Annotated in this window: 20 protein-coding genes, 1 tRNA gene and 6 pseudogenes; 16 read left to right on the plus strand and 11 right to left on the minus strand. The window is 31.3% G+C overall.

Annotated elements, in window-relative coordinates:
• Window positions 1–49 precede the first annotated feature (49 nt).
• Both ACN1AG_RS04830 and ACN1AG_RS04835 read left to right on the plus strand, forming a co-directional pair.
• Window positions 50–181 (plus strand): annotated as a pseudogene (locus ACN1AG_RS04830) (IS982 family transposase); the annotation flags it as partial.
• Window positions 153–365 (plus strand): hypothetical protein, encoded by a 213-nt coding sequence (locus ACN1AG_RS04835; RefSeq protein ID WP_417904534.1) that lies wholly within the window; start codon window positions 153–155, stop codon window positions 363–365. The pseudogene ACN1AG_RS04830 and the gene ACN1AG_RS04835, both read left to right, overlap by 29 nt.
• Here the strand turns inward: ACN1AG_RS04835 and ACN1AG_RS04840 are convergent.
• Window positions 344–724: pseudogene (locus ACN1AG_RS04840) on the minus strand (transposase); the annotation flags it as partial. The gene ACN1AG_RS04835 and the pseudogene ACN1AG_RS04840 overlap by 22 nt on opposite strands.
• 165 nt (window positions 725–889) lie before the next feature.
• Window positions 890–1,399 (minus strand): annotated as a pseudogene (locus tag ACN1AG_RS04845) (transposase); the annotation flags it as partial.
• 95 nt (window positions 1,400–1,494) lie between these two features.
• Between ACN1AG_RS04845 and ACN1AG_RS04850 the strand changes: the two are divergent.
• From ACN1AG_RS04850 to ACN1AG_RS04860, 3 genes and pseudogenes are all read left to right on the plus strand, one after another.
• A pseudogene (locus tag ACN1AG_RS04850) lies at window positions 1,495–2,611 on the plus strand (toprim domain-containing protein); the annotation flags it as partial.
• A gap of 159 nt (window positions 2,612–2,770) precedes the next feature.
• The gene (locus ACN1AG_RS04855; protein ID WP_417904535.1) at window positions 2,771–2,986 is read left to right on the plus strand and encodes a hypothetical protein; all 216 of its coding nucleotides are present in this window, start codon (window positions 2,771–2,773) and stop codon (window positions 2,984–2,986) included.
• Between the two features lie 36 nt (window positions 2,987–3,022).
• Window positions 3,023–3,994 carry an Rpn family recombination-promoting nuclease/putative transposase gene (locus ACN1AG_RS04860; RefSeq protein WP_417904536.1) on the plus strand — a complete coding sequence of 324 codons (972 nt, stop codon included), beginning with the start codon at window positions 3,023–3,025 and terminating at the stop codon, window positions 3,992–3,994.
• 377 nt (window positions 3,995–4,371) lie between these two features.
• Here ACN1AG_RS04860 and ACN1AG_RS04865 read toward each other — a convergent pair whose 3' ends face one another.
• Window positions 4,372–4,944 carry a hypothetical protein gene (locus ACN1AG_RS04865; protein WP_417904537.1) on the minus strand — a complete coding sequence of 191 codons (573 nt, stop codon included), beginning with the start codon at window positions 4,942–4,944 and terminating at the stop codon, window positions 4,372–4,374.
• A 409-nt stretch (window positions 4,945–5,353) separates the two neighbouring features.
• Window positions 5,354–5,818, minus strand: a complete 465-nt coding sequence (locus ACN1AG_RS04870) for a conjugal transfer protein TraD (protein ID WP_417905594.1) — start codon at window positions 5,816–5,818, stop codon at window positions 5,354–5,356.
• A 749-nt stretch (window positions 5,819–6,567) separates the two neighbouring features.
• On the opposite strand from ACN1AG_RS04870, the pseudogene ACN1AG_RS04875 reads away from it, so the two are divergent.
• The 3 genes and pseudogenes from ACN1AG_RS04875 to ACN1AG_RS04885 all read left to right on the plus strand — a co-directional run.
• Window positions 6,568–7,158: pseudogene (locus ACN1AG_RS04875) on the plus strand (IS982 family transposase); the annotation flags it as partial.
• Window positions 7,159–7,351: 193 nt separating this feature from the next.
• Window positions 7,352–7,523: pseudogene (locus ACN1AG_RS04880) on the plus strand (DDE-type integrase/transposase/recombinase); the annotation flags it as partial.
• Between the two features lie 114 nt (window positions 7,524–7,637).
• Window positions 7,638–7,728 (plus strand) — tRNA-Ser (locus ACN1AG_RS04885).
• On the opposite strand, the gene ACN1AG_RS04890 is transcribed toward ACN1AG_RS04885, so the two are convergent.
• Both ACN1AG_RS04890 and ACN1AG_RS04895 read right to left on the minus strand, forming a co-directional pair.
• The gene (locus ACN1AG_RS04890; protein ID WP_417904538.1) at window positions 7,690–9,234 is read right to left on the minus strand and encodes a recombinase family protein; all 1,545 of its coding nucleotides are present in this window, start codon (window positions 9,232–9,234) and stop codon (window positions 7,690–7,692) included. The genes ACN1AG_RS04885 and ACN1AG_RS04890 overlap by 39 nt on opposite strands.
• A gap of 197 nt (window positions 9,235–9,431) precedes the next feature.
• The gene (locus ACN1AG_RS04895) at window positions 9,432–10,322 is read right to left on the minus strand and encodes an IS982 family transposase (RefSeq protein WP_367363772.1); all 891 of its coding nucleotides are present in this window, start codon (window positions 10,320–10,322) and stop codon (window positions 9,432–9,434) included.
• A 52-nt stretch (window positions 10,323–10,374) separates the two neighbouring features.
• Here ACN1AG_RS04895 and ACN1AG_RS04900 point away from each other — a divergent pair, with 52 nt between their 5' ends.
• Window positions 10,375–10,668, plus strand: a complete 294-nt coding sequence (locus tag ACN1AG_RS04900) for a hypothetical protein (protein ID WP_417904539.1) — start codon at window positions 10,375–10,377, stop codon at window positions 10,666–10,668.
• A 146-nt stretch (window positions 10,669–10,814) separates the two neighbouring features.
• A complete protein-coding gene (locus ACN1AG_RS04905) occupies window positions 10,815–11,072 on the plus strand; it encodes a hypothetical protein (RefSeq protein ID WP_417904540.1) in 258 nt (85 codons plus the stop codon).
• 184 nt (window positions 11,073–11,256) lie between these two features.
• Here ACN1AG_RS04905 and ACN1AG_RS04910 read toward each other — a convergent pair whose 3' ends face one another.
• On the minus strand, window positions 11,257–13,107 hold the full coding sequence (locus ACN1AG_RS04910) for an AAA family ATPase (RefSeq protein ID WP_417904541.1): 1,851 nt from the start codon (window positions 13,105–13,107) through the stop codon (window positions 11,257–11,259).
• Window positions 13,108–13,375: 268 nt separating this feature from the next.
• On the opposite strand from ACN1AG_RS04910, the gene ACN1AG_RS04915 reads away from it, so the two are divergent.
• A complete protein-coding gene (locus ACN1AG_RS04915) occupies window positions 13,376–14,161 on the plus strand; it encodes a transposase (protein WP_417904542.1) in 786 nt (261 codons plus the stop codon).
• Window positions 14,162–14,251: 90 nt separating this feature from the next.
• On the opposite strand, the gene ACN1AG_RS04920 is transcribed toward ACN1AG_RS04915, so the two are convergent.
• On the minus strand, window positions 14,252–14,557 hold the full coding sequence (locus ACN1AG_RS04920; protein WP_417904543.1) for a hypothetical protein: 306 nt from the start codon (window positions 14,555–14,557) through the stop codon (window positions 14,252–14,254).
• 154 nt (window positions 14,558–14,711) lie between these two features.
• On the opposite strand from ACN1AG_RS04920, the gene ACN1AG_RS04925 reads away from it, so the two are divergent.
• Together ACN1AG_RS04925 and ACN1AG_RS04930 are read left to right on the plus strand one after the other, a co-directional pair.
• Entirely contained in the window at window positions 14,712–15,524 is an 813-nt protein-coding gene (locus ACN1AG_RS04925; protein WP_417904544.1) for a hypothetical protein, read from the plus strand.
• Window positions 15,521–15,913 carry a hypothetical protein gene (locus ACN1AG_RS04930; RefSeq protein WP_417904545.1) on the plus strand — a complete coding sequence of 131 codons (393 nt, stop codon included), beginning with the start codon at window positions 15,521–15,523 and terminating at the stop codon, window positions 15,911–15,913. Before ACN1AG_RS04925 ends, ACN1AG_RS04930 begins: the two co-directional genes overlap by 4 nt.
• Here ACN1AG_RS04930 and ACN1AG_RS04935 read toward each other — a convergent pair.
• On the minus strand, window positions 15,859–16,113 hold the full coding sequence (locus ACN1AG_RS04935) for a hypothetical protein (protein WP_417904546.1): 255 nt from the start codon (window positions 16,111–16,113) through the stop codon (window positions 15,859–15,861). The genes ACN1AG_RS04930 and ACN1AG_RS04935 overlap by 55 nt on opposite strands.
• A 154-nt stretch (window positions 16,114–16,267) precedes the next feature.
• Between ACN1AG_RS04935 and ACN1AG_RS04940 the strand changes: the two genes are divergently transcribed.
• Genes ACN1AG_RS04940 through ACN1AG_RS04950 form a run of 3 tightly spaced genes read left to right on the plus strand, consistent with a single transcriptional unit; the run spans window position 16,268 to window position 19,307 of the window.
• Window positions 16,268–17,077: a hypothetical protein gene (locus ACN1AG_RS04940; RefSeq protein ID WP_417904547.1), complete on the plus strand. Its 810-nt coding sequence runs from the start codon at window positions 16,268–16,270 to the stop codon at window positions 17,075–17,077.
• The gene (locus ACN1AG_RS04945) at window positions 17,074–19,146 is read left to right on the plus strand and encodes a LysM peptidoglycan-binding domain-containing protein (protein ID WP_417904548.1); all 2,073 of its coding nucleotides are present in this window, start codon (window positions 17,074–17,076) and stop codon (window positions 19,144–19,146) included. Before ACN1AG_RS04940 ends, ACN1AG_RS04945 begins: the two co-directional genes overlap by 4 nt.
• Window positions 19,146–19,307 (plus strand): hypothetical protein, encoded by a 162-nt coding sequence (locus tag ACN1AG_RS04950; RefSeq protein WP_417904549.1) that lies wholly within the window; start codon window positions 19,146–19,148, stop codon window positions 19,305–19,307. Before ACN1AG_RS04945 ends, ACN1AG_RS04950 begins: the two co-directional genes overlap by 1 nt.
• Before the next feature lie 521 nt (window positions 19,308–19,828).
• Here the strand turns inward: ACN1AG_RS04950 and ACN1AG_RS04955 are convergent.
• Both ACN1AG_RS04955 and ACN1AG_RS04960 read right to left on the minus strand, forming a co-directional pair.
• Window positions 19,829–20,095, minus strand: coding sequence for a transposase (locus ACN1AG_RS04955; protein WP_417904550.1), 267 nt, complete (start codon window positions 20,093–20,095; stop codon window positions 19,829–19,831).
• Window positions 20,096–20,195: 100 nt separating this feature from the next.
• Complete coding sequence (locus ACN1AG_RS04960) at window positions 20,196–21,266, minus strand: tetratricopeptide repeat protein (protein WP_417904551.1); 1,071 nt, start codon at window positions 21,264–21,266, stop codon at window positions 20,196–20,198.
• Between the last annotated feature and the right edge of the window lie 4 nt (window positions 21,267–21,270).

The following is a 21,270-nucleotide window of genomic DNA, read 5'->3' on the forward strand; positions in this document are numbered from 1 at the left end:
ATTACACAACAAACAAACACTATTGTCAACTTAATTGATGACACGCCCTAGACATAGATCACCAATAAATGCCTTTGTCCATATATTATCTACTCTTGTTGCTTATTCATTAAAGAAAAATAAACCTTCAACAAAATTTGATTTTAATCTACATGTTCTCAATATCCTTATCCCGAATTGACGTATTTTATAAAAGTGATAAAGGAACTCCGCAAGGAGGGGTAATTTCACCGTTGCTTGCAAATGTAGCCTTGCATGGTTTGGAATACGAAACCAAGCAGGCATTATCTAAAGACCTCTTTCAGTATATGAAAGGAAAACGTGGTAAAGCTTCTGTTATACGTCAATTCGGGATAAGGTTATAATTTAGAGGGAAGTTGAAATTGCAATTTATGGAAGGTTTATTTTTCTTAAGAGAATAGGCAACTAGTGTAGAAAGTATATGAACAAAAGCATTTATAGGTGATCTGTGTCTAGTATGCTCAAGGTTCATTTTGTTCTTTAAATAATCAAAAACTGTTTCAATTAAATTACGTTTTCTTAGCATAATCTTCTCCTTTAAATCCATTAATTTATTTGGCATATTTTTCTTAATCCCATGCACCATTTTTAATCCTCTTTCATATAAACTGACGAATAAGTTTTGCTTAATATATCCTTTATCTGCATACATAACTCCAGTTAAACCATCTGTTAACTCAGGTACTGGAATCCTATCATCAACACGTTAATTCGGGATAAGGATTAGTAAAAATAGCAGACATATATACACTACGAAGAGCAATTAATGTATGAATTCACAGAAATGCAATTTATACATATCCAAAATCTTGTATTAGTTATAGCTAAAGCATTTTTACTAATCCTTATCCCGAATTGACGTATCAACGTTTCCTTTAGTCATTTTTAATGCTATAAATTGTCCTTTTTCATTAATAATTAAGTGTAACTTGAACCCATAAAAATAACCCATTGATGATTTGCTATGTTTTGCTAGCCCCTTAAATATTTTATTACTATATCGCCTTTTATTATGGCAAGCCTTGATTGTCGTTGCATCAATAAAATAACTACCTGTTTCCTCGCCAAATAACAAATGCATAAGAATATTAAGTGGGACAAACAATCTAGGCATTAACTCGACAAAACGGTTATAGCTCAATGCTTTTGGGAAATCACCTTTGTGGATATATTCTATACAAGTCTTATAAAAATATTTAAAGTTTTTAGCATAAGAAGTATGATACATTACCATAATTGTCATAATCTCGCTTAAACTCATATCACAACGGCGATTCCTTTGTTTTTCTGTTGGTAATAATTTCTTTTTTTCGTATTCATAGTAAATTTTACAAAAATCGTCTATAAAACTATATAATTCTGTGATATCTTTTTTCATGCCTGTGTTTATTTCTTTTTCCACAAAAACATTTATCACAGGCATTAACTCCTTGCAACTCTTATATCTACACTATTCTTTCTTATCCCTTATCCCGAATTGACGTGATGTGGGATAATGGAAGCAAACAATATTATCCAGCCTTAATTGCCTTTGCACGAGATCAAGAAGGTAGAATCACTGGTGGACAATCGATCTATTTAAATAAAGAAACAGGTGCTAAAGCTGATATTGCCGTTAATAAACGTTCATTTGGTAAAATTAGTGGTTCTTTTGTGGAAATTCAACAAGATAATCAACAGGAGTATAAGTTAAGGAATAATATAACAATTATAGCAGAAGGAGTAGAAACAGCTTTAAGAAACAGCTTTAAGCTTGCAGGAAGCAGGCATTAAAGGTAAAATCATCTGTAGCTTAGGGATAAATAATATCAAGAATTATCAGCCTACAACAGGCGAGAAGATAATTATTGCTGCCGATAATGATGGACAAAGTGCCATATCAGTTAATATTGCCACTAAAGCTAAAGAACAATTAGCAAATAAAGGGGCAGTAGTATCGGTAATAATGCCGCAAGATATAGGGGATTTTAACGATATGCTCAAAACTAAAGGGACAGAGTCTATTAAAAATCTTATAGAACCTGAAATAGCAAAATTAACAACAAATGAAACACTAAACGAAAAAACAATTAAATTTACTGAGTCATTAAAACCAATTGACAATAGTAAGGCTGATAATAATCAATCACAAATCAAATATATAGAACTAGAACTTGGAAAATCAACAAATAATAATGTGTTGCAGGAGTTTCAACAGCAGATAAAATCATTGGAAAGATTTACTACCAAAGAGAATATCAGTACAGCCTTACAAATATATAAGGAAAAAGGCATAGAGTCTTTTATTAGCTATAGTAATGATAGTTGTTCTAAAGCTATTGAGCAGAAAATAACAAAAGACTTACAAATAATGAAAAATAAGTTTGATCCTAATTATAATCTTAGTGCTGTTAAATTTTGTGATATAGTAATAGATGATTTTAAAGGTAAACTCTATCCAGTAGCAGAAGATTACTTAGCTGCCATAGCCAAAGATAAACGAGTGATGCAATATATCAACCCACAATCAATAATAGGTAAGGAAATAAGTAATGAGCTAAAGCAAGCATCAGAAATAAAGCAAAATCGTGGAATAAGAGTTATTAAATAAGAACAAAAAAAATATGTCAAATCAACTAAAACATGATGCATTGTTTAAAAAGATAATGGTCAATCAAATAGCAGCTAAAAAATTTTTGGAACATTATTAACAATTAACTCCTCATCCCCATCAAATTTACTAACAAAAGAGCAATTAAAATCAATTTATTTGCAGATTTTTAGTGGAAAAGATGGTAGAATAGTATTAGAAGATTTGGCTCAATTAAGTGGTGTGTATCGCAGCAACTTTCGGCAAGAAAGTGATTACACTGCCTTTCTTGAAGGATACCGGGCATTGTTCCTATATATATGCTCGCAGGCGTCAAGAGATGATGGAGTTAATAATATCGATGGTGCTAAAAATACTAATGAATCAGATAAATAAAGGCAACATTTAGTAATAATTACGAGGTTATATTATATGGCTTTAGAAAAGTTTCTTGATCCTAAAAATGACTTTTGTTTTCATCAAATCTTTGGTACGGAAAAGAATAAAGATATACTTGTTCATTTTTTAAATGATGTTCTAAAGTTTGAAGGAAATGAGAAAATAACTAGTGTAACGTTTTTACCAACTATCCAAGACCCTGATATTGCTGCATATAGGCAATCTATTATTGATGTGCTATGTCAAGATCAAAACGGCAATCAAATAATCGTAGAGATGCAGGTAAGTAAACATATAGGATTTGAAAAAAGAGCGCAATATTATGCAGCTAAAGCATACTCTCAGCAAAGACTAGAGGAAGATGAGAAACACAAGAAAATGGCAGTATACGCTAAATTAAAAGGAGTAATATTTTTAGCAATAGCGGATTTTGTGATGTTTAGCGATAGAAAACATTGGAAATCAGAACATCGTATTTTAGAGACAGAGACCTATGCCAATGATTTAAAAGATTTTCATTTTGTTTTTTTAGAGTTGGCAAAATTTAAAAAAACTATTAAAGAGCTAAAAACTATTGAAGAGAAGTGGATGTATTTTTTTAAGCATGCAGGAGATAGTACATTAACATTAGAAGAAATAGAGCAGTTAATAGGTAAGGATGAAATTATTAGGAGAGCCTTTAATGCTGTAGACCAAGCTAACTGGAGTGAAGAAGAATTACGTACCTATGAGAAAATAGTTAAAACTCGTCTTGATAATTTAGCGGTAGAACTGCAAAAAATTGAAGATGCTGAAGCTAGAGGTGAAGCTAGAGGTGAAGCTAGAGGTGAAGCTAGAGGCAAAGCTGAAGGTAAAGCTGAAGGTATTGAAGAAAATGCTATAGCTACAGCAAAAGAAATGTTAATTGATAATGAGCCAATGGAAAAAATAGCTAAATATACAAAACTAACCCTTGAAAAAATAGAACAGTTAAAAAAAGAAATAGAAGTATTAAAAGAAGAGTAAGCCGATGAGCAAATAGTTATAAAAAATAAATCTTTAGACGTTTCAAGCACTTTTTCGTCTCGAAGATGAGTAGCGAACACTAGAAATGATGTCACTAAGTTTTTTTTATTTTTAATTCGATTACTTGATATTTTTGATAAGAACAGGTCTTTTTTCGACAGACATGGTAGTTGTCAATAAGCGTTGAAACAACAGGTTGCTAAAGCTAATTTATTTTCGGATTTGAATAATTTGTTTTTGACAAGACAACTTATTTACAACTTCACTAAAACTATAATTATTTTCCTGTATTTCAGGTATTATAATTGCTTCTTGTGTCATTCTAGAAAATTAAAGTTTTATAAGTTAATTTAGTAACAGTATCGGTCTATCAGACATTAAATATCTTTTTTGTAAGTAAAATCGAGAAATATTTTAAGCAGATGAATAGCAGTGCTTAAAGGAACAATTTCAGCTCTACTAATTTCATTAGCTTGTTTCTGAATACAAATAATACTTTCTTGGTCAATTTTTTGGGCAAAAAATATATATAATATATATTCTGCATAATCAGTTGTTAGAAAATTCAGGAGAACCGGAGAGTTATCTAGTTGCTTAACTTGTTTATTATAATCATCATAATAGGATGACATAATTTCTTGTAACTGTTCTTGTGACAAACAACTTTTTTTGTTTATTATATCACCCTGTTGCAAATCACTATATTTTACTATCAAAACATCGTCTAATTGAAAATAATCCTTAATTTTTCTGATTATTGATGACTTAAAATGATTTGATTGCTGTAAATGACTAACTATTAAGGCATTGATAAATTTGCTATCAATGTAAAATTGATATAGTCTTTGACCTTGATCATACAATTTCACCTTATATTCTAATGATTTTACTACAAGAATTATTATTACTGTAATTAATAGCGGATATATTATTTGTACTCCATTGATCATACGCTATTTTACTATTAGTTATGATTATCTATATATTATATTATAAATTGAAGTTTAGTCTCAAGATTTAAATTACATTACAAAAAAAACTTGAGACCAATTAGGTAAACATTTCTCTTTAATGTGGAGATTTATAGGCGTTTTCGCTAAACGTCAATTCGGGATAAGGATTAGTAAAAATGCTTTAGCTATAACTAATACAAGATTTTGGATATGTATAAATTGCATTTCTGTGAATTCATACATTAATTGCTCTTCGTAGTATATATATGTCTGCTATTTTTACTAATCCTTATCCCGAATTAACGTGCTAAGCAAAAACCGCAGTGTACTAAATGTACATGAGGATTCGAGGACGAAAACAACGATGAAATCACCCATTAAAAAGAAATGTTCACCTAGGCATATTTTATGTTTCTGACGACACTATTTCTAGTTGATATTCTATATCAAGCAAGCCATTTTTCAAGGATTGCATATCGGTAATATAGCCATACCACTCTTTTCGCAGGGCATTCCATTTCAGTCCGTGTTGCCTGATATGAATACGAATGGATTCTTCGGGTTTAGAGGTAAACTTTAATATAACAGCCGATCTGTTTTTCTCTTCTTGATCAAAAATATCTTTGCCAATTTTTGTCCAACGTTCTTCAGTATCAGGGTGTTTTGTTATCTCATTCTTTAAAGAAATTAAAGCACCAAATAAGCTATTAGTAGGTAAGTTGTCCAACTCAGCTTTAGCAACTAATCCTCCCATTTCTATCAAATGACGAGTACGCATCTTTCGTTCTTTAATTTTAAAGTTGATCTCTTCAATAATCAATCTAGCTTTCTTTTGCTGAAGTTTTTGTTTTTGTTGCAAAGCTTCGTGCATATGATTTGTTGTTGTATTAGTGCTTTGTTCTTCACTACTTAACATAAATTTCCCATACCATATAAGTTACTTAATTTGTCATGATGCTAAAATTGCAAAACACAGTCAAGCATTAGATGAACTTTCTTAAAATTTTTTTCTGAATCAGCCTTATTAACTGTAATAAACAGCGACAGCGATCTATTTATAATAACCCCGTAGCCTACCAAACCAACAATAAACGATACAAAAAGTAACTAGTACAAGAGTCGAAGACAGGTTAAGCACAAGGAACCCCCGGTTATAGACTGCATTCCAGAGAATCAGGCTATACGCAATATAGAAACTACGTTTCTTGCTTGTTCATTTGCATATTTTCACTCGTATCTTACATTTTTCACTCGCAGAGTTAAATTTTACATGGTAATGTAATGTCAGATTACACTAAACGAAATATTTGTTATGGCAATACAATTTACGTTAATTCGGGATAAGGATTAGTAAAAATAGCAGACATATATACACTACGAAGAGCAATTAATGTATGAATTCACAGAAATGCAATTTATACATATCCAAAATCTTGTATTAGTTATAGCTAAAGCATTTTTACTAGGGTGTGTCATCAATTAAGTTGACAGGAGCGTTTATTTGTTGTGTAATACGTCAGTTCGGGATAAGATATAGATGAAATAGTAATAGATAAAAGGATTGTCAAAAAGGAGTGCCTGCAGTATTTATATTTTTAAACAAAAAAACAAACTACAGGCATGAAAAAAGATATCACAGAATTATATAGTTTTATAGATGATTTTTGTAAAATTTATTTGGAGTATGAACAGAGAAAGTTATTACCATCAAATAAGCAGAGAAATCGCTGTTGTAGCATGAGTTTAAGTGAAATGTTAACAATAATAATTATGTTTCATACATCCTATGCTAAGAATTTTAAATTTTTCTATAAAAGTTATATAGAGTGCATGCATAAGGATGATTTCCCTAAAGCCTTGAGTTATAATAGATTTGTTGAATTAATGGCACGATTATTCATACCGCTAAATATGTTGATTCATTTGTTGTTTGGTGAAGAAACAGGTATTTATTTTATTGACTCTACAACGATTAAAGCTTGTCACAATAAAAGGCGTTATAGCAATAAAGTTTTTAAAGGATTAGCCAAACATAGTAAATCCTCTATGGGGTATTTTTATGGTTTTAAATTACATGTAATAATCAATAATAAAGGGGAGTTTATGGCATTAAAAGTGACCAAAGGCAATGTAGATGATAGGGTTCCAGTACCGGAGTTAACAAAAAGATTAACTGGAATTATAGCAGCTGATAAAGGTTATATTAAACGTTAATTCGGGATAAGGATTAGTAAAAATAGCAGACATATATACACTACGAAGAGCAATTAATGTATGAATTCACAGGAATGCAATTTATACATATCCAAAATCTTGTATTAGTTATAGCTAAAGCATTTTTACTAATCCTTATCCCGAATTGACGTATCTTCATTCTATATTGAAAGATAATTAGTATCACAAGTTAATAGATATGCGAGTACGGAAAGGCAAAAAGCCAGTGGGTAACAGTTGGAGAATGGACGAAACTTATATTAAAGTAAAATCTTTACAGAGCAGTTGATTCATTGGGTAACACTATAGATTTTTTACTAAGGAAATACCGAGATAAAGCAGCGGTCAAAGCATTTTTTCGTATATTTTGAAAGTCGAATTGTATACTTATACCTGTTGAACTTATATAAAATAATTATAGAAATATAAACGATTCAATGCTATAAGTGACTCATAATATAATCATATTATGACTTGGAGAGGTGGCCGAGAGGCTGAAGGCGACGGTTTGCTAAACCGTTATACGGGTTAACCGTATCGAGGGTTCGAATCCCTCTCTCTCCGCCAAATGGGACAATTGGTTAATTTTGCTAGTTCTGTGAAGGGAAAAGCCAAGGTGTACTCTAGGTTTGAACCATTAAGATTTAGGTTCGCAAACATAAAATTTAGTAATTCCCGTTTTTCAGCTATCGTCGAATCCCTAAAAGTTTCATAGGCGTTTGTAGTAATACTTATCAGGTCTACAAGCTTTTTTGATAATTTGTCATCTACCTTATCATAACTTTTAATCAGTTCACTTACTTCATATTGCCTATCTCTTAATTGTGTTTTCTTACGCAAAAATTCTTCTCTAGTTAAAACCCCTTCTGTAACTAAGTCTACAATCGAGTCAAGTTTATTTTGAATTTGGGTATGTTCTTGCTTTAATGCACCAACTTCACGATTAAATTCATGTGCTTTTCCGTGATTAACATTCATAAGATATTCCATCGTCTGTTTTAATATTTCAGGATCTTTGATTTTTAAGCTTTTCAGTACTTCTTCAAGCTGCAGCACTATTTGATCTTCTCTGACCCAAATCATCTTTTCAGGATTTTGTGGATCCCAAGTACGTAAATAAGTCCATTCTGATACTTTACCATTTTTGTATCTTTTGGTTTTAGTATCAGCAGTAATTAGTTTATCAGTAACAGCACATTTGAGAATACCCCTAAATAAAAATTCTTTACCTCTATACTGAAAAGGTGTTTTATTCCAGCCATTTCTTACTGTTTCGCATGCCATAAAAATCTCTCTTGTGGTAAGTGGTTCATACTTATGAGGCCACAATTCTTCTTTAATCCTCATTTCTCCGTAATAAAATGGATTTTGTAAAAGTCGATGCAAAGGTGATTTAGTAAAATGAAAACCCTTTTTACTCCTTAAACCCCACTCTTTGGCTTTGGCTACCATTTCAGACAAAGTATAAACTCCTGTAGCATAAGTTTCAAAGATTTTTTTTATTATTGGACCACTCATTGGGTCTACCACTATTAGTCCTCTCCCCCTTTCATCCCGTTTATTTACATAGCCAATAGGAGCTGGACCATACCACTCTCCATGTACTTCTATTTTTTGTTTAAAACTTTTCCTAACATTCTCGCTAAGCAGATCAGTATGAGATTTGGCAAATACAACACTCATACCCCACATCATTAATTCATGTGCGCTGGAATGCTGATGGATTACATAACCCTCACTGTTAAAATGTAGTTCTAACTTGCCTTGCCTTATTAGATCATCTAAAATAGGTGTTTCTTTTTGGCTTCTTTGAATACGATCAACTTTATCAGCTACAAAAGCAATAGGCTCACGTTGCTTTTTTATAAATTTGATAATTTCCATAAAATGTTTACGATCACCTTTGGTCGATGATTCAACAAGCTTAAAGCGGTCTAAAATAAATAACCCCTTACGCTCACAATATTTTTCCAATCTATCAGTTTGTACCTCAAGAGAATAACCTTCTTGTTGATCTTTTGATGAAACACGTGATAAGATAATTGCTTTTGTAGCTTTATAACGATCAATCATTAATAGACTCCTCCACAGAATTTTTTATATTTACGTCCATTAATATTAGCATTTAAAACTAACTTTTCAATCTTTAATTTACAAATAACTTATTATCTTTAAAAAAGAATTTAGGGTGTGTCATCAATTGAGCCAAATTACCATGGAAGCCATATAAACAGCACCCAAAAAGTTCTGAGATGTTTTGTCATATCACGTCAATTCGGGATAAGGATATTGAGAACATGTAGATTAAAATCAAATTTTGTTGAAGGTTTATTTTTCTTTAATGAATAAGCAACAAGAGTAGATAATATATGGACAAAGGCATTTATTGGTGATCTATGTCTAGTATGTTCAAGGTTCATTTTATTTTTTAGATAATCAAAAACTGTTTCAATTAAGTTACGCTTTCGAAGTAAGATTTTTTCTTTCAAATCCATTAATTTATTTTCCATATTCTTCTTAATTCCATGAATCATTTTTAAGCCTCTTTCATATAAATTTAAGAACAAATTTTGTTTAATATAACCTTTATCAGCTGCTATAATTCCAGTTAATCTTTTTGTTAACTCCGGTACTGGAACCCTATCATCTACATTGCCTTTGGTCACTTTTAATGCCATAAACTCCCCTTTATTATTGATTATTACATGTAATTTAAAACCATAAAAATACCCCATAGAGGATTTACTATGTTTGGCTAATCCTTTAAAAACTTTATTGCTATAACGCCTTTTATTGTGACAAGCTTTAATCGTTGTAGAGTCAATAAAATAAATACCTGTTTCTTCACCAAACAACAAATGAATCAACATATTTAGCGGTATGAATAATCGTGCCATTAATTCAACAAATCTATTATAACTCAAGGCTTTAGGGAAATCATCCTTATGCATGCACTCTATATAACTTTTATAGAAAAATTTAAAATTCTTAGCATAGGATGTATGAAACATAATTATTATTGTTAACATTTCACTTAAACTCATGCTACAACAGCGATTTCTCTGCTTATTTGATGGTAATAACTTTCTCTGTTCATACTCCAAATAAATTTTACAAAAATCATCTATAAAACTATATAATTCTGTGATATCTTTTTTCATGCCTGTAGTTTGTTTTTTTGTTTAAAAATATAAATACTGCAGGCACTCCTTTTTGACAATCCTTTTATCTATTACTATTTCATCTATATCTTATCCCGAACTGACGTATAATGATAGATTCGAGAAGTTACCTAATGATATTTCTCTTGTAGAAGCTAGAGAAAAAGCCGTTGAAATCAAGGGTCAGATCAACAAAGGCATTCACCCTTTTAACAAGTCACCTATTTTAAACAATGAAATAAATCATCAACCAACTAAGGCAACTGAGCTAACCTTTAAACAGTTTTTTTTGATAAATATATTGAAGAACACTGTAAGAGTAAGAATACACGTCAATTCGGGATAAGGATTAGTAAAAATGCTTTAGCTATAACTAATACAAGATTTTGGATATGTATAAATTGCATTTCTGTGAATTCATACATTAATTGCTCTTCGTAGTGTATATATGTCTGCTATTTTTACTAATCCTTATCCCGAATTAACGTCTCTATGTTAAAGAAAGAACATACCGAAAATGAGAATAGATTAAATTCATTAATAGATTTGCGACTCAATGGAGAACTTAGTACAGAAGAATTTCAAAGAAAAAAACAACAATTAAAAGATCGCCAATATGAAATTGATCGTTTACTGAAAACTTATGATGAAGCAGACGATAAATTTACTGATACCGCTACAACGCTAATAACTCTAGCATCTGAGGCCTATGAAACTTTTAAAGGTAAATGCCTCAAAAACGCAATCTGAATGATAAATTTCGTATTTCAGAACCTTAAACGTCAGGGGCAAAAAACTTGAGACCTCCCTACGTTTCCCGCTGCAATATTTTTGAAAAAACGACAACTTGTACCGAATGGCGGGGCGTAGTGGACAATTTCAGAACCACGATAGACGTAAAATTATTAGTTATTCAAACGCTTACAGTCTATTACTAAAGCTCTGTAACTTGGTATTGTAACTCCATATTCTTACCGCAAAAAGCCATAGAAATTTTTAGTATTTGCTTAACATATTGATACTGTCTTATTTTTACATCATATTGTTTATCTATAATCTGGTTCAATCCTATTTTAGCTACTGAAACTAAATCTTCTGCATTTTTTGCTATCTTATACTCAATAATAATTGCCTTATCTCCTTTACCAGCTTTTGGAATCATGATAATATCAGCTCTTCCACTTCCTGACTCCTGTTCACTTGCTATTATATAACTAGGTGATAACATGTTAATAAGCCCTAACATAAAGCCACTATAAAATAATTCTGCCTTTTTCTCCCCTGTTTGATGAAAACTGGTAGAATTTACCAACAATTCTTGTAACCGTTCTTTAAATTCCTCTATTTTACCTGCTGGTAGCAAGCTAACAAATGAGTAATATCTAGAACTATCAATTTTAAACTGATCAGTTACCCATTGTAGCATCCGTGCCTTATATATGTGCCTTACTTCCCGATTTGGTGCTGACAATTCATATATATTTTCTTCTGAATTTTGAACCGTAGGATTTAAATAACCACTGAACAGTAATAGACTGAGTAATCCTACTGGTTTATTGATATCAGCAAAACTTATTTGTTTGGTAATAGGTGAAATAATGATTTTGCCCGCAGCTAAACTCTGTAAATCTTCTTGCATTTCATCTGATAACAATACTTTATCTATCAAACCTGTACCACCACTATCAAGCCAGTAGTGATCAAGCTTACCTTTATGTGCTAAACATTGCATTATTGACCACGGATTGTAAATGACCTCTCCACCAAAGGTGTAACCATTATACCAATCCTTAATTTGTTCAGTATTAGTGTCGAGCGGTACTTTTGTAAGCAAATCATCTACCTCTGCTTGAGTGAAGCCATAGAACTTAGAGAAATCATCATCAAGTAAAGTATATTCAGTAACATTATTCAAGTCTGAGAACAAGTTAGCTTTAGCAACCCGTAATATGCCAGTAATTACTCCTTTCTCTAAGTAGGGATTCGTTTTTAAGCTGCTACCAAATATTCCTCTAAACAACTTAAGAATCTGCTCAAATTCTTTTGTTTTATGACCAAATTCTAAATATGCATTATTAATTGGTGTATCATATTCATCTATTAATATGTATACTTTTTGTTTAAAATGTTTATACAATATTTGACTTAAAAACTTCAGGCTATTTTTTAAATAGCTTATATTAATATCACCACTTAGATAATTTTTTAACTTTACTTTTTGTGGGATACTGAGAAATTTACTACCTTCTTGAGTATATTGTTCTAAATAATTAAATCTTTCGTATAATTCTATTATTTGATCTATAATGCTACTAACAATTTCCTTATAATTACTCCCCTTCACTTCTTTAAAATTTATATATATTACTGGAAATTGGCCTTGACGCTTTATTATATTTTTATGAATGGATATTTTTAAAGGCTGTAGCTCTTTGGTTTCATCAAAGCCCAAATCTACTATGCCTCCAGTAAAGAGTTTATGATTTACTCTCTTTTCTTGAGCTAAAGGCTTACCTATCTCATCTACTTCGATTTCTAAGAACCTCCTAATCATATCCATATTAAGGCTTTTACCCCAACGTCTTGGCCGAGTGATTAGAATAACCTTACCGCTATCTTCTAATAATTCTTTGATCATTAGACTTTTATCAACAAATACATCACTATTAACTACTAAGTCATAGAATTCATCCGTACCTACTAGCATTTTAGGCAGCTTATTACTCTCCTTAACAGTGTTAGCCCCCTTGAGATGTGTGTTAGTGTTTGAAAGTTCAACTATCATATTATTCGATTATATTTATGTTCTAGTAGTGAAATTCTTAGTTAAATTTTTATAAAATGTGGTAGTATGCTGTTTCGATAAAAATATGATATAGTATAGATAAGTTTGATTCAATACAGAATTACATCTCGTGACAACATTGCCTAATTTATCCATAATAAACGTCATATTGTACTCATTTTAAAAAATATTGGATAAATATTAATATCTTTTTCTAAAGTAGGCTGCTTGATCCACCCCATTTTTACAGTATTTACGGACAATTACCTTGTTACCAAATACGGTCTTACACCTTGTTATCGACACAGGTGGTATTACTACTGGTATAGGAGTAGTAAGTTTGGTATACTATAATCCGGATATTAATAAGTTTTGGGTAATAGATTACCGAATTTTTTCGCCCGAACATGATGGAGCGACAAAAGTAGAACACCTATTAAATATGTTAAATAATGCTGTGTATAGCAAAAAGATTCCTTTTCAAACTGTGCTTTTTGACACATGGTATGCTACGCATAAAATTATGCAACATGTTGATTCCTTGGGTAAATATTATTATGCTCCTATTAAAGCAAATAGAAACGTTACTAAAACCTCCTCTTCTAAGCCTTATAAAGCTGTTAGCAAGTTAACGTTTTCAGATGAGGAAATTAAGAACGGAGTGGAGATTCATATAAAGGGGTTTGCAAAAGGTAAGCATGTTAATTTGTTTAAACTTACTGTTTCTACCAACAGAGTTGATTATATTGTTACCAATAACAAAACTCAAAAATCTTCTAAAGCCGTACAAGATGAGTGTGGCTTTCGTTGGGTAATTGAGAGCATGCATAGAGAAATCAAGCAACTTACCGGTATAGAACGATGCCAATGTAGAAAACAACGCATCCAGCGTAATCACATTAGTTGTGTATTTTTAGTGTGGGCTTTTCTAAAAAGAACTGCACACAAAATAGGTAAGACGGTTTGTCAAATAAAGTTAGGGCTTTTAGATCATTATATGCAACAGCAGCTGCGTTCACCCTCTTTACGCTATTTAGAACCTCACATAGCGTAAGTTTTGCAGTAAATTGCGGCAAAATCTTTTTTCATAGGTTATTTTGTTATTGGTTGAAAAAGATAAAATAACCTATATCCCTTTTAAAATCTACCTTTCATCTCTCCTATTTAATTGGCAACTGGGGTTATCTATTGCTACAACATAGTTTTTTGAAGCAAAAAAGCTTAATAGCAAAGAAGCAACTTTCATATAATCAAAAATAAAGTCTTTTAAAAAATGATAAGTTCTATGAGTTTTTGACGTTGCTGCATTACCTAAAATACCAAGTGCTAAACCTTTTTGATAAATTGAACTTCCCGTTAATAAACTAATTACCATGCCAGTTAAACATTTTAATCTTGATTTATTTCCATCTATATATAAAATCAATTCTCGAAGTAGTATTTGGTGCATTCTGTTCCAAAAATACCTACCTTATACTACTTCACCTCTCCATAAATCAAACTCTTTTCAGCATTACAACAAAAATTATAGGGTACTATGGTTATTTATACGTATTTGGAATAATAAATTATAGTGAGATTATTAGATGAAGATAAGTAATAAAATGTTACAAATATTAATGTTCTCTATAGCATTCTTAATAAACAGTAATGTTTTTGCTATAGATTTTAAAACAGAAAAAGAAAAAGGTGTTTGGATTAAGAATTTCTTTAAAGATAAAGAAATGGCTCCAATAGAATACCCGATGAAAGCTACTGAAGAGGAGAAAAGGTTTAGAAGGCAAATAATAAAAGACTTTATTAGCCAAAATGGCATTGAACATATTGAACCAATAGCAAGAGGCAAAACACTTACAGACCCAGAAATAGCTCAATTTAACAAAGCTTGTCCAGATAAAAAACCTATTGATATGTATAAATGGTGGCCTACTGTGATTCTTGAAGGTTCACCTGAAGAAATCGAAAAAACCCTAGAAAAGGATGCAGATGATGAGTTTGCAAGTGCTATTGATATAAGGCGATGTAATGGCAAAATGAAGATTTATCGATTTAATTTATTCAATACTAGTAATAACAAGCAAGAACATATTCTGTATTGTGATGATTATAGAGCGATTAGAATAAATGGTAAATTATATGATATAAACAGGCAAATGGAAGATTTTAGTATAGTAGGATCTTACCTACATTTTGACCCTAGTAAATGTTTATATAGTCAAGAAATATTTTCTACCCATCCTTTTTGGGGAGATGCGGTAAGTGGCATTTTTAAGTATCAAGGTAAAAATTATTTTTATGAAATAAGGACAACCAATTTTAAATCAGAAGGTGAAGTAAGTAAAATTTTCTTACAGCGTATAGAAGGTGTATCAAATGCTAAATTTTTTAGTGCAAGAACCAAAGGGAGGTTAGAATGATTACAGAAGAATTTAATAAGAAATTTACCGAATTTGTAACAGAACCTGAGGGAGGCGAAAAGCTCAAAATCTATGATGATGGTTATGGAGTACCAACCATTGGTATTGGTTTTGCTCTAATTAATAAAGTGCCATATAGATGGCAAGCATATTCAGAAGATGAATTAAAGAAAAGAGAAATCAATTTAACTTCTGACCAATATCAAATTATTGTAGATTATGCAAAGGTAAAATCTGATGGTCTTAGTACATCGCATTTGAAGAAGCAGTTAGAGGATTTAGATTTTACCATTGACACTACAATTTCTCAAAGTTTATTAGAATACTCCATTAATCAGAAATATAAGGAAATTAAAGAACAAAATAGCAAAGAAGCAACTTTCATATAATCAAAAATAAAGTCTTTTAAAAAATGATAAGTTCTATGAGTTTTTGACGTTGCTGCATTACCTAAAATACCAAGTGCTAAACCTTTTTGATAAATTGAACTTCCCGTTAATAAATTAATTACCATGCCAGTTAAACATTTTAATCTTGATTTATTTCCATCTATATATAAAATCAATTCTCGAAGTAGTATTTGGTGCATTCTGTTCCAAAAATACCTACCTTATACTACTTCACCTCTCCATAAATCCACCTCTCTTCAGCATTACAACAAAAATTGTAAGGTACTATGGTTATTTATACGTATTTGGAATAATAAATTATAGTGAGATTATTAGATGAAGATAAGTAATAAAATGTTACAAATATTAATGTTCTCTATAGCATTCTTAATAAACAGTAATGTTTTTGCTATAGATTTTAAAACAGAAAAAGAAAAAGGTGTTTGGATTAAGAATTTCTTTAAAGATAAAGAAATGGCTCCAATAGAATACCCGATGAAAGCTACTGAAGAGGAAAAAAAGTTTGAGCGACAAATAATAAAAGACTTTATTAGCCAAAATAGCATTGAACATATTGAGCCAATAGCAAGAGGTAAAACACTTACAGACCCAGAAATAGCTCAATATAACAAAGCTTGCCCAGATAAAAAACCTATTGACATGTATAAATGGTGGCCTACTGTGATTCTTGAAGGTTCACCTGAAGAAATAGAAAAAACCCTAGAAGATGAAAGGGATGAGTTTGCAAGTGCTATTGATATAGATCGATGTAATGGCAAAATGAAGATTTATCGATTTAATTTATTCAATACTAGCAATAACAAGCAAGAATACATTTTGTATTGTGATGATTATAGAGAGGTTAGAATGAATGGTAAATTACATGATATAAATAGGCAAATAGAAGATTTTAGTATAGTAGGATCTTACCTACATTTTGACCCTAATAAATGTTTATATAGTCAAAAAATATTTTCTACCCATCCTTTTTGGGGAGATGCGGTAAGTGGCATTTTTAAGTATCAAGGTAAAAATTATTTTTATGAAATAAGGACAACCAATTTTAAATCAAAAGGTGAAGTAAGTAAAATTTTCTTAAAGCGTAAAGAAGGTGTATCAAATGCTAAATTTTTTAGTGCAAGAACCAAAGGGAGGTTAAAATGATTACAGAAGAGTTTAATAAGAAATTTGCCGAGTTTGTAACAGAACCTGAGGGTGGTGAGAAGCTCAAAATCTATGATGATGGTTATGGAGTACCAACCATTGGTATTGGTTTTGCTCTAATTAATAAAGTGCCAGATGGATGGCAAGCATATTCAGAAAAATTCTTAAAGGAAAGAGGAATCAAGTTAACTTCTGACCAATATCAAATTATTGTAGATTATGCAGATGCAAAATCTCGAGGTCGTGATACATCACATTTGAAGAAGCAGTTAGAGAATTTAGATTTCACCATTGACACTACAATTTCTCAAAGTTTATTAGAATACTCCATTAATCAGAAATATAAGGAAATTAAAGAACAAATAGGAGAGGAGTGTTGGGATCAGCTCAATCTAGCACGTCAGATTGGAGTGATGGATCATGCTTTCCAAAAAGGCAATATTTCCGCATTAAAAGAATCTCTGATTGCTGGGGATTATGTTCAAACAGCAAAAATAATGAGAAATGCTCAGCCTGCTTGGAAAGATAGGGCAGAACTAAGAGCTGATTTCGTAGAATGCGGGGAAATGGAATTTAAAGGAATTTATATAGTAAAAAGAAAAGATACCTTTGGCACTATTGCGAAAGCTCATAATATGTCAGCAGAAGAGTTAAGGACGTTAAATCCAAATGTTAACGATCCAAATAAAATCTCTGTATTACAAAAAATAAATGTTGCATCTTGTGACCATCATGTCTTAGAAATTATATATAGTGTACAAAGGTTATCAGGTAATAATACAGAACAATTGTCAACAGAGTTTTCTATAGAAAACTTTGTTGTTCGTGTAAAAGAAGATAACAAAGCGACAAAATATATTGGTCAATCTCCTATAGATTTGAATATATTACAACGTAAAACAAAACTAACAGATGCTGAAGAAAAGAAAATGATAGGTAATTTTAAGAGTATACAGAGAGCAGATAATAATACATTTATTCATACCAAAGCATTAGATTTAACTAAGGATCAATATAACAAGATATTAGCGTATATAGACTCTCAAATAGAGAGTGGACATGCAAAACAACTACAAGATCAGACACATAACCAAGATACATCTAGTAGAACAGAATATTATGCTATGACTGGTTGTATAAATCCTGTTATAAACAATTGTATAAATCACCCTTTACAATTGATATATAACGCCGCTGGATTCCCCTTATACTTTTATATGATTTATTCTTTGGAAGAATTAAATAATATACAAAACATGGTAAGTAGCAATGTAACAGTGCCTTATATTAAAAAGGAGACGATTCTGCCTGGAATTTCTTTTAACAAAGAGCTAAAAACGACCGTAGAAGACGTGGCATCAAGATTAAACATGCCTGTAAATAAAGTTAGCAAAGTAGCTACTATGTCTGAAGTAAATGATGAATTTAATATAATTGTAGATGAGGAGCTTTTCACAAGTATAAAAGAAAAGCTATATCCTTCAATTAAAAGTCCATGTATTGCATCTCAATATTTTAATAGTGATCAACCTAATACAAGCAGTACTGAGAGTAATAATGTGATAGAGCTACTAAGTGCTAAACCTGAATTGAATAGTCAGATACAAACCACAGCAATTGATCAAGATAGTGTATCTGCACTAACGACACCATCTGTTGATTTAGGATTGGCTCATCATAAACATAGTCATCATCATGGAGAAAATAGTTCACATCATATAGTGCGTAGAGATAATGTATTAGGCAACAAGCATGCTCCAGAAAGTCTTCCTAGCTTGTCGTCGGATGATTCAGGTATAAATTCTGTATCTAAAAATTATGAAGTGGATGTTAATAGTACATTAACACTAGCAGATGTAGTAATGCGTATGATGACTGGAGAAAAATATCACCGGAAACTAGTTGTTAATAATAATGTTGAAATAAATGAGAATGTGAACCGGGAATATGCTAGCAAGCTTGCATATAGTGCATATGTCCCTAAAGGTCAAGTAGTTAATAGTAATGAGAGTAATCTGAATGTATTAGAAAATCACACACAAGATATAGAATTATTAGGGGGTAGCTAATGGGACAATGTCATTCGGTTAAAAAATCTAAAAGGCATGAGTTATTAGAAGTACTAATTATTGCTAGTCTATATATAAAAATACGACTAAACAGGTATATATCTCAAATAATTTGGAAATTGGAACGTAAAACAAAGGTTGAGCGTGCTAGGCATATATGAAGTACGTGAGTACGCAACTTATCTTCGAGATGGGTAGGATCAAAATTGTGCCATAAAATGGGCTTAGTATGCGATGTATGGGATAGAAAACTAAATTTTTTTAATGACTACATGTTGTCATTTTGCATATTTTGTCATTTGGGGCATTGTTAGATAAAATAAATTGTGTGGGATTCACAGACATCGTTTCAACATTTTTGTTGCTAAATTCTTATTGTACCCATGGATTAAAATCTCCTCTTTAGAAGGATCATATTTTTCACTAACTTCTTCATAAAGTGGAGTTTGATAAATCAATTCTATATATTTTTCATTTGGAGTTTTACCGCCTAAAGAGCTATGTGGTCTGTTCCAATTGTAACAATGTTCCCAATATCCTAGAAAACAAACCTTCTATCAAAAGTTTGCTTCCTATAGAACTTTTTGATATACAAAATTAATTGGCAACAGGGGTTATTTACTTACTTCTTCTTTTTATATAAATAAAATACAGATAAATCTATATCCACCATCATCAACTATCAAGCATATGCACATTTTCTTATAACACATACATACGCTATTCTAGCCAATTTGTTTGCTATTGCCACCGCAGCCTTGTTAAAGCTCATCCTTTCCATTAATTTCTTTGCCCATTTTGCTAAACTATCAGTAGGATTCTCTTGCATTTTTGCCCTAACAACCACAGACCTTGCTCCTTGTATTAGCATAGTTCCGATATATCTATCTCCTTTCTTAGTGATAGAGCCAAGACTTGTTTTACCACCTGTGCTATTTTGCTTAGGCACTAATCCCAAACTTGCAGCAAAACTTCGACAATCATCATAATTTTCATAAGCTGCTATATTACATGCCGATTTTGCACAGTGTTACTGCAAGTATACAATTTTATGGGTTCATGTCTATATCCCCTGTGAGTTCTACTGAAAAATCAATATCATGATTAAACATCTCAATATATTTAAACGGACGATCTATAGTACCTAATTTACTAGTGAAATACTCTAACTCTTTTAACTTATAAGCTACGGCGGTCTGTTGAACATTATGTCTATGATCCCCTACAACCTCAGAACTCCCACCGTTATGTTTTAGGCACATATTAATAGCCTCTAACGCCCCTTCATAGTTTTGCTGTTTGTCTAAGATTAAGCTCTTAATATAATATATCTCTGGATCAGGCTGAAAGTCTAAACACTTATCTAAAAAGAATAATGCCTCCGTGTCTTTTTCCTGTATCCATAAAATTTTACCCTTGATACAATTAGCTAAAAAACCTGTTTTTTTTCTCTGTAAAGCCTTATTAACTGCTGCTAAAGATTCATCATAACGAGATAGCTTGGAATAGACCATACTTCGTTGACAATGTATACTATAAGCTTTATCTCTATTATCATTATCGGATAATAGAGCCGTATCAAAATCGGCTAACGCTTGATCGTAATATCCTTGCTCTTTTAAGATAAGACCTTTGATATAATATGCTGAACCGGTTGCTTTTTCACTTAAAGCTTGCTGAATAAATTTTAACGCTTTATCATAGCCTTTTGTACGAAGTGACCAAATACTATTATTGTAATAATGCGTATATTTTTCATTATTAATCTCTGCTTCAGTAGGGGTATCGTATAAATCAGTTTGAGTTGTATTTATATCTATATCTATATCTAAGGTATTATGCTGATTTATTGTACTATTACCACTAATTAAGTCTACCTCTGAATATTTGCTTTGCTGTGCTAAAACAAAAATAAGAGCATCACGTACGTCAGAGTTGTCTTGAAGTTCCAGTGACTTCTTAAGAGATAATTCTGCTTGAGGATATTGGCTTAGCTCTTGATAGATTTGACCTTCTAAATAATACATCTCACCGGTTTTTTCAATAGCAGTAGCATTAGCAATAGATACTAATGCATTTTGAAATTGACCTAGTTTGTAAAAAAGCTCAGTACAGGACAAAGAG

This window comes from Candidatus Tisiphia endosymbiont of Micropterix aruncella (assembly GCF_965178575.1).
Classification (GTDB): Bacteria; Pseudomonadota; Alphaproteobacteria; order Rickettsiales; family Rickettsiaceae; genus Tisiphia.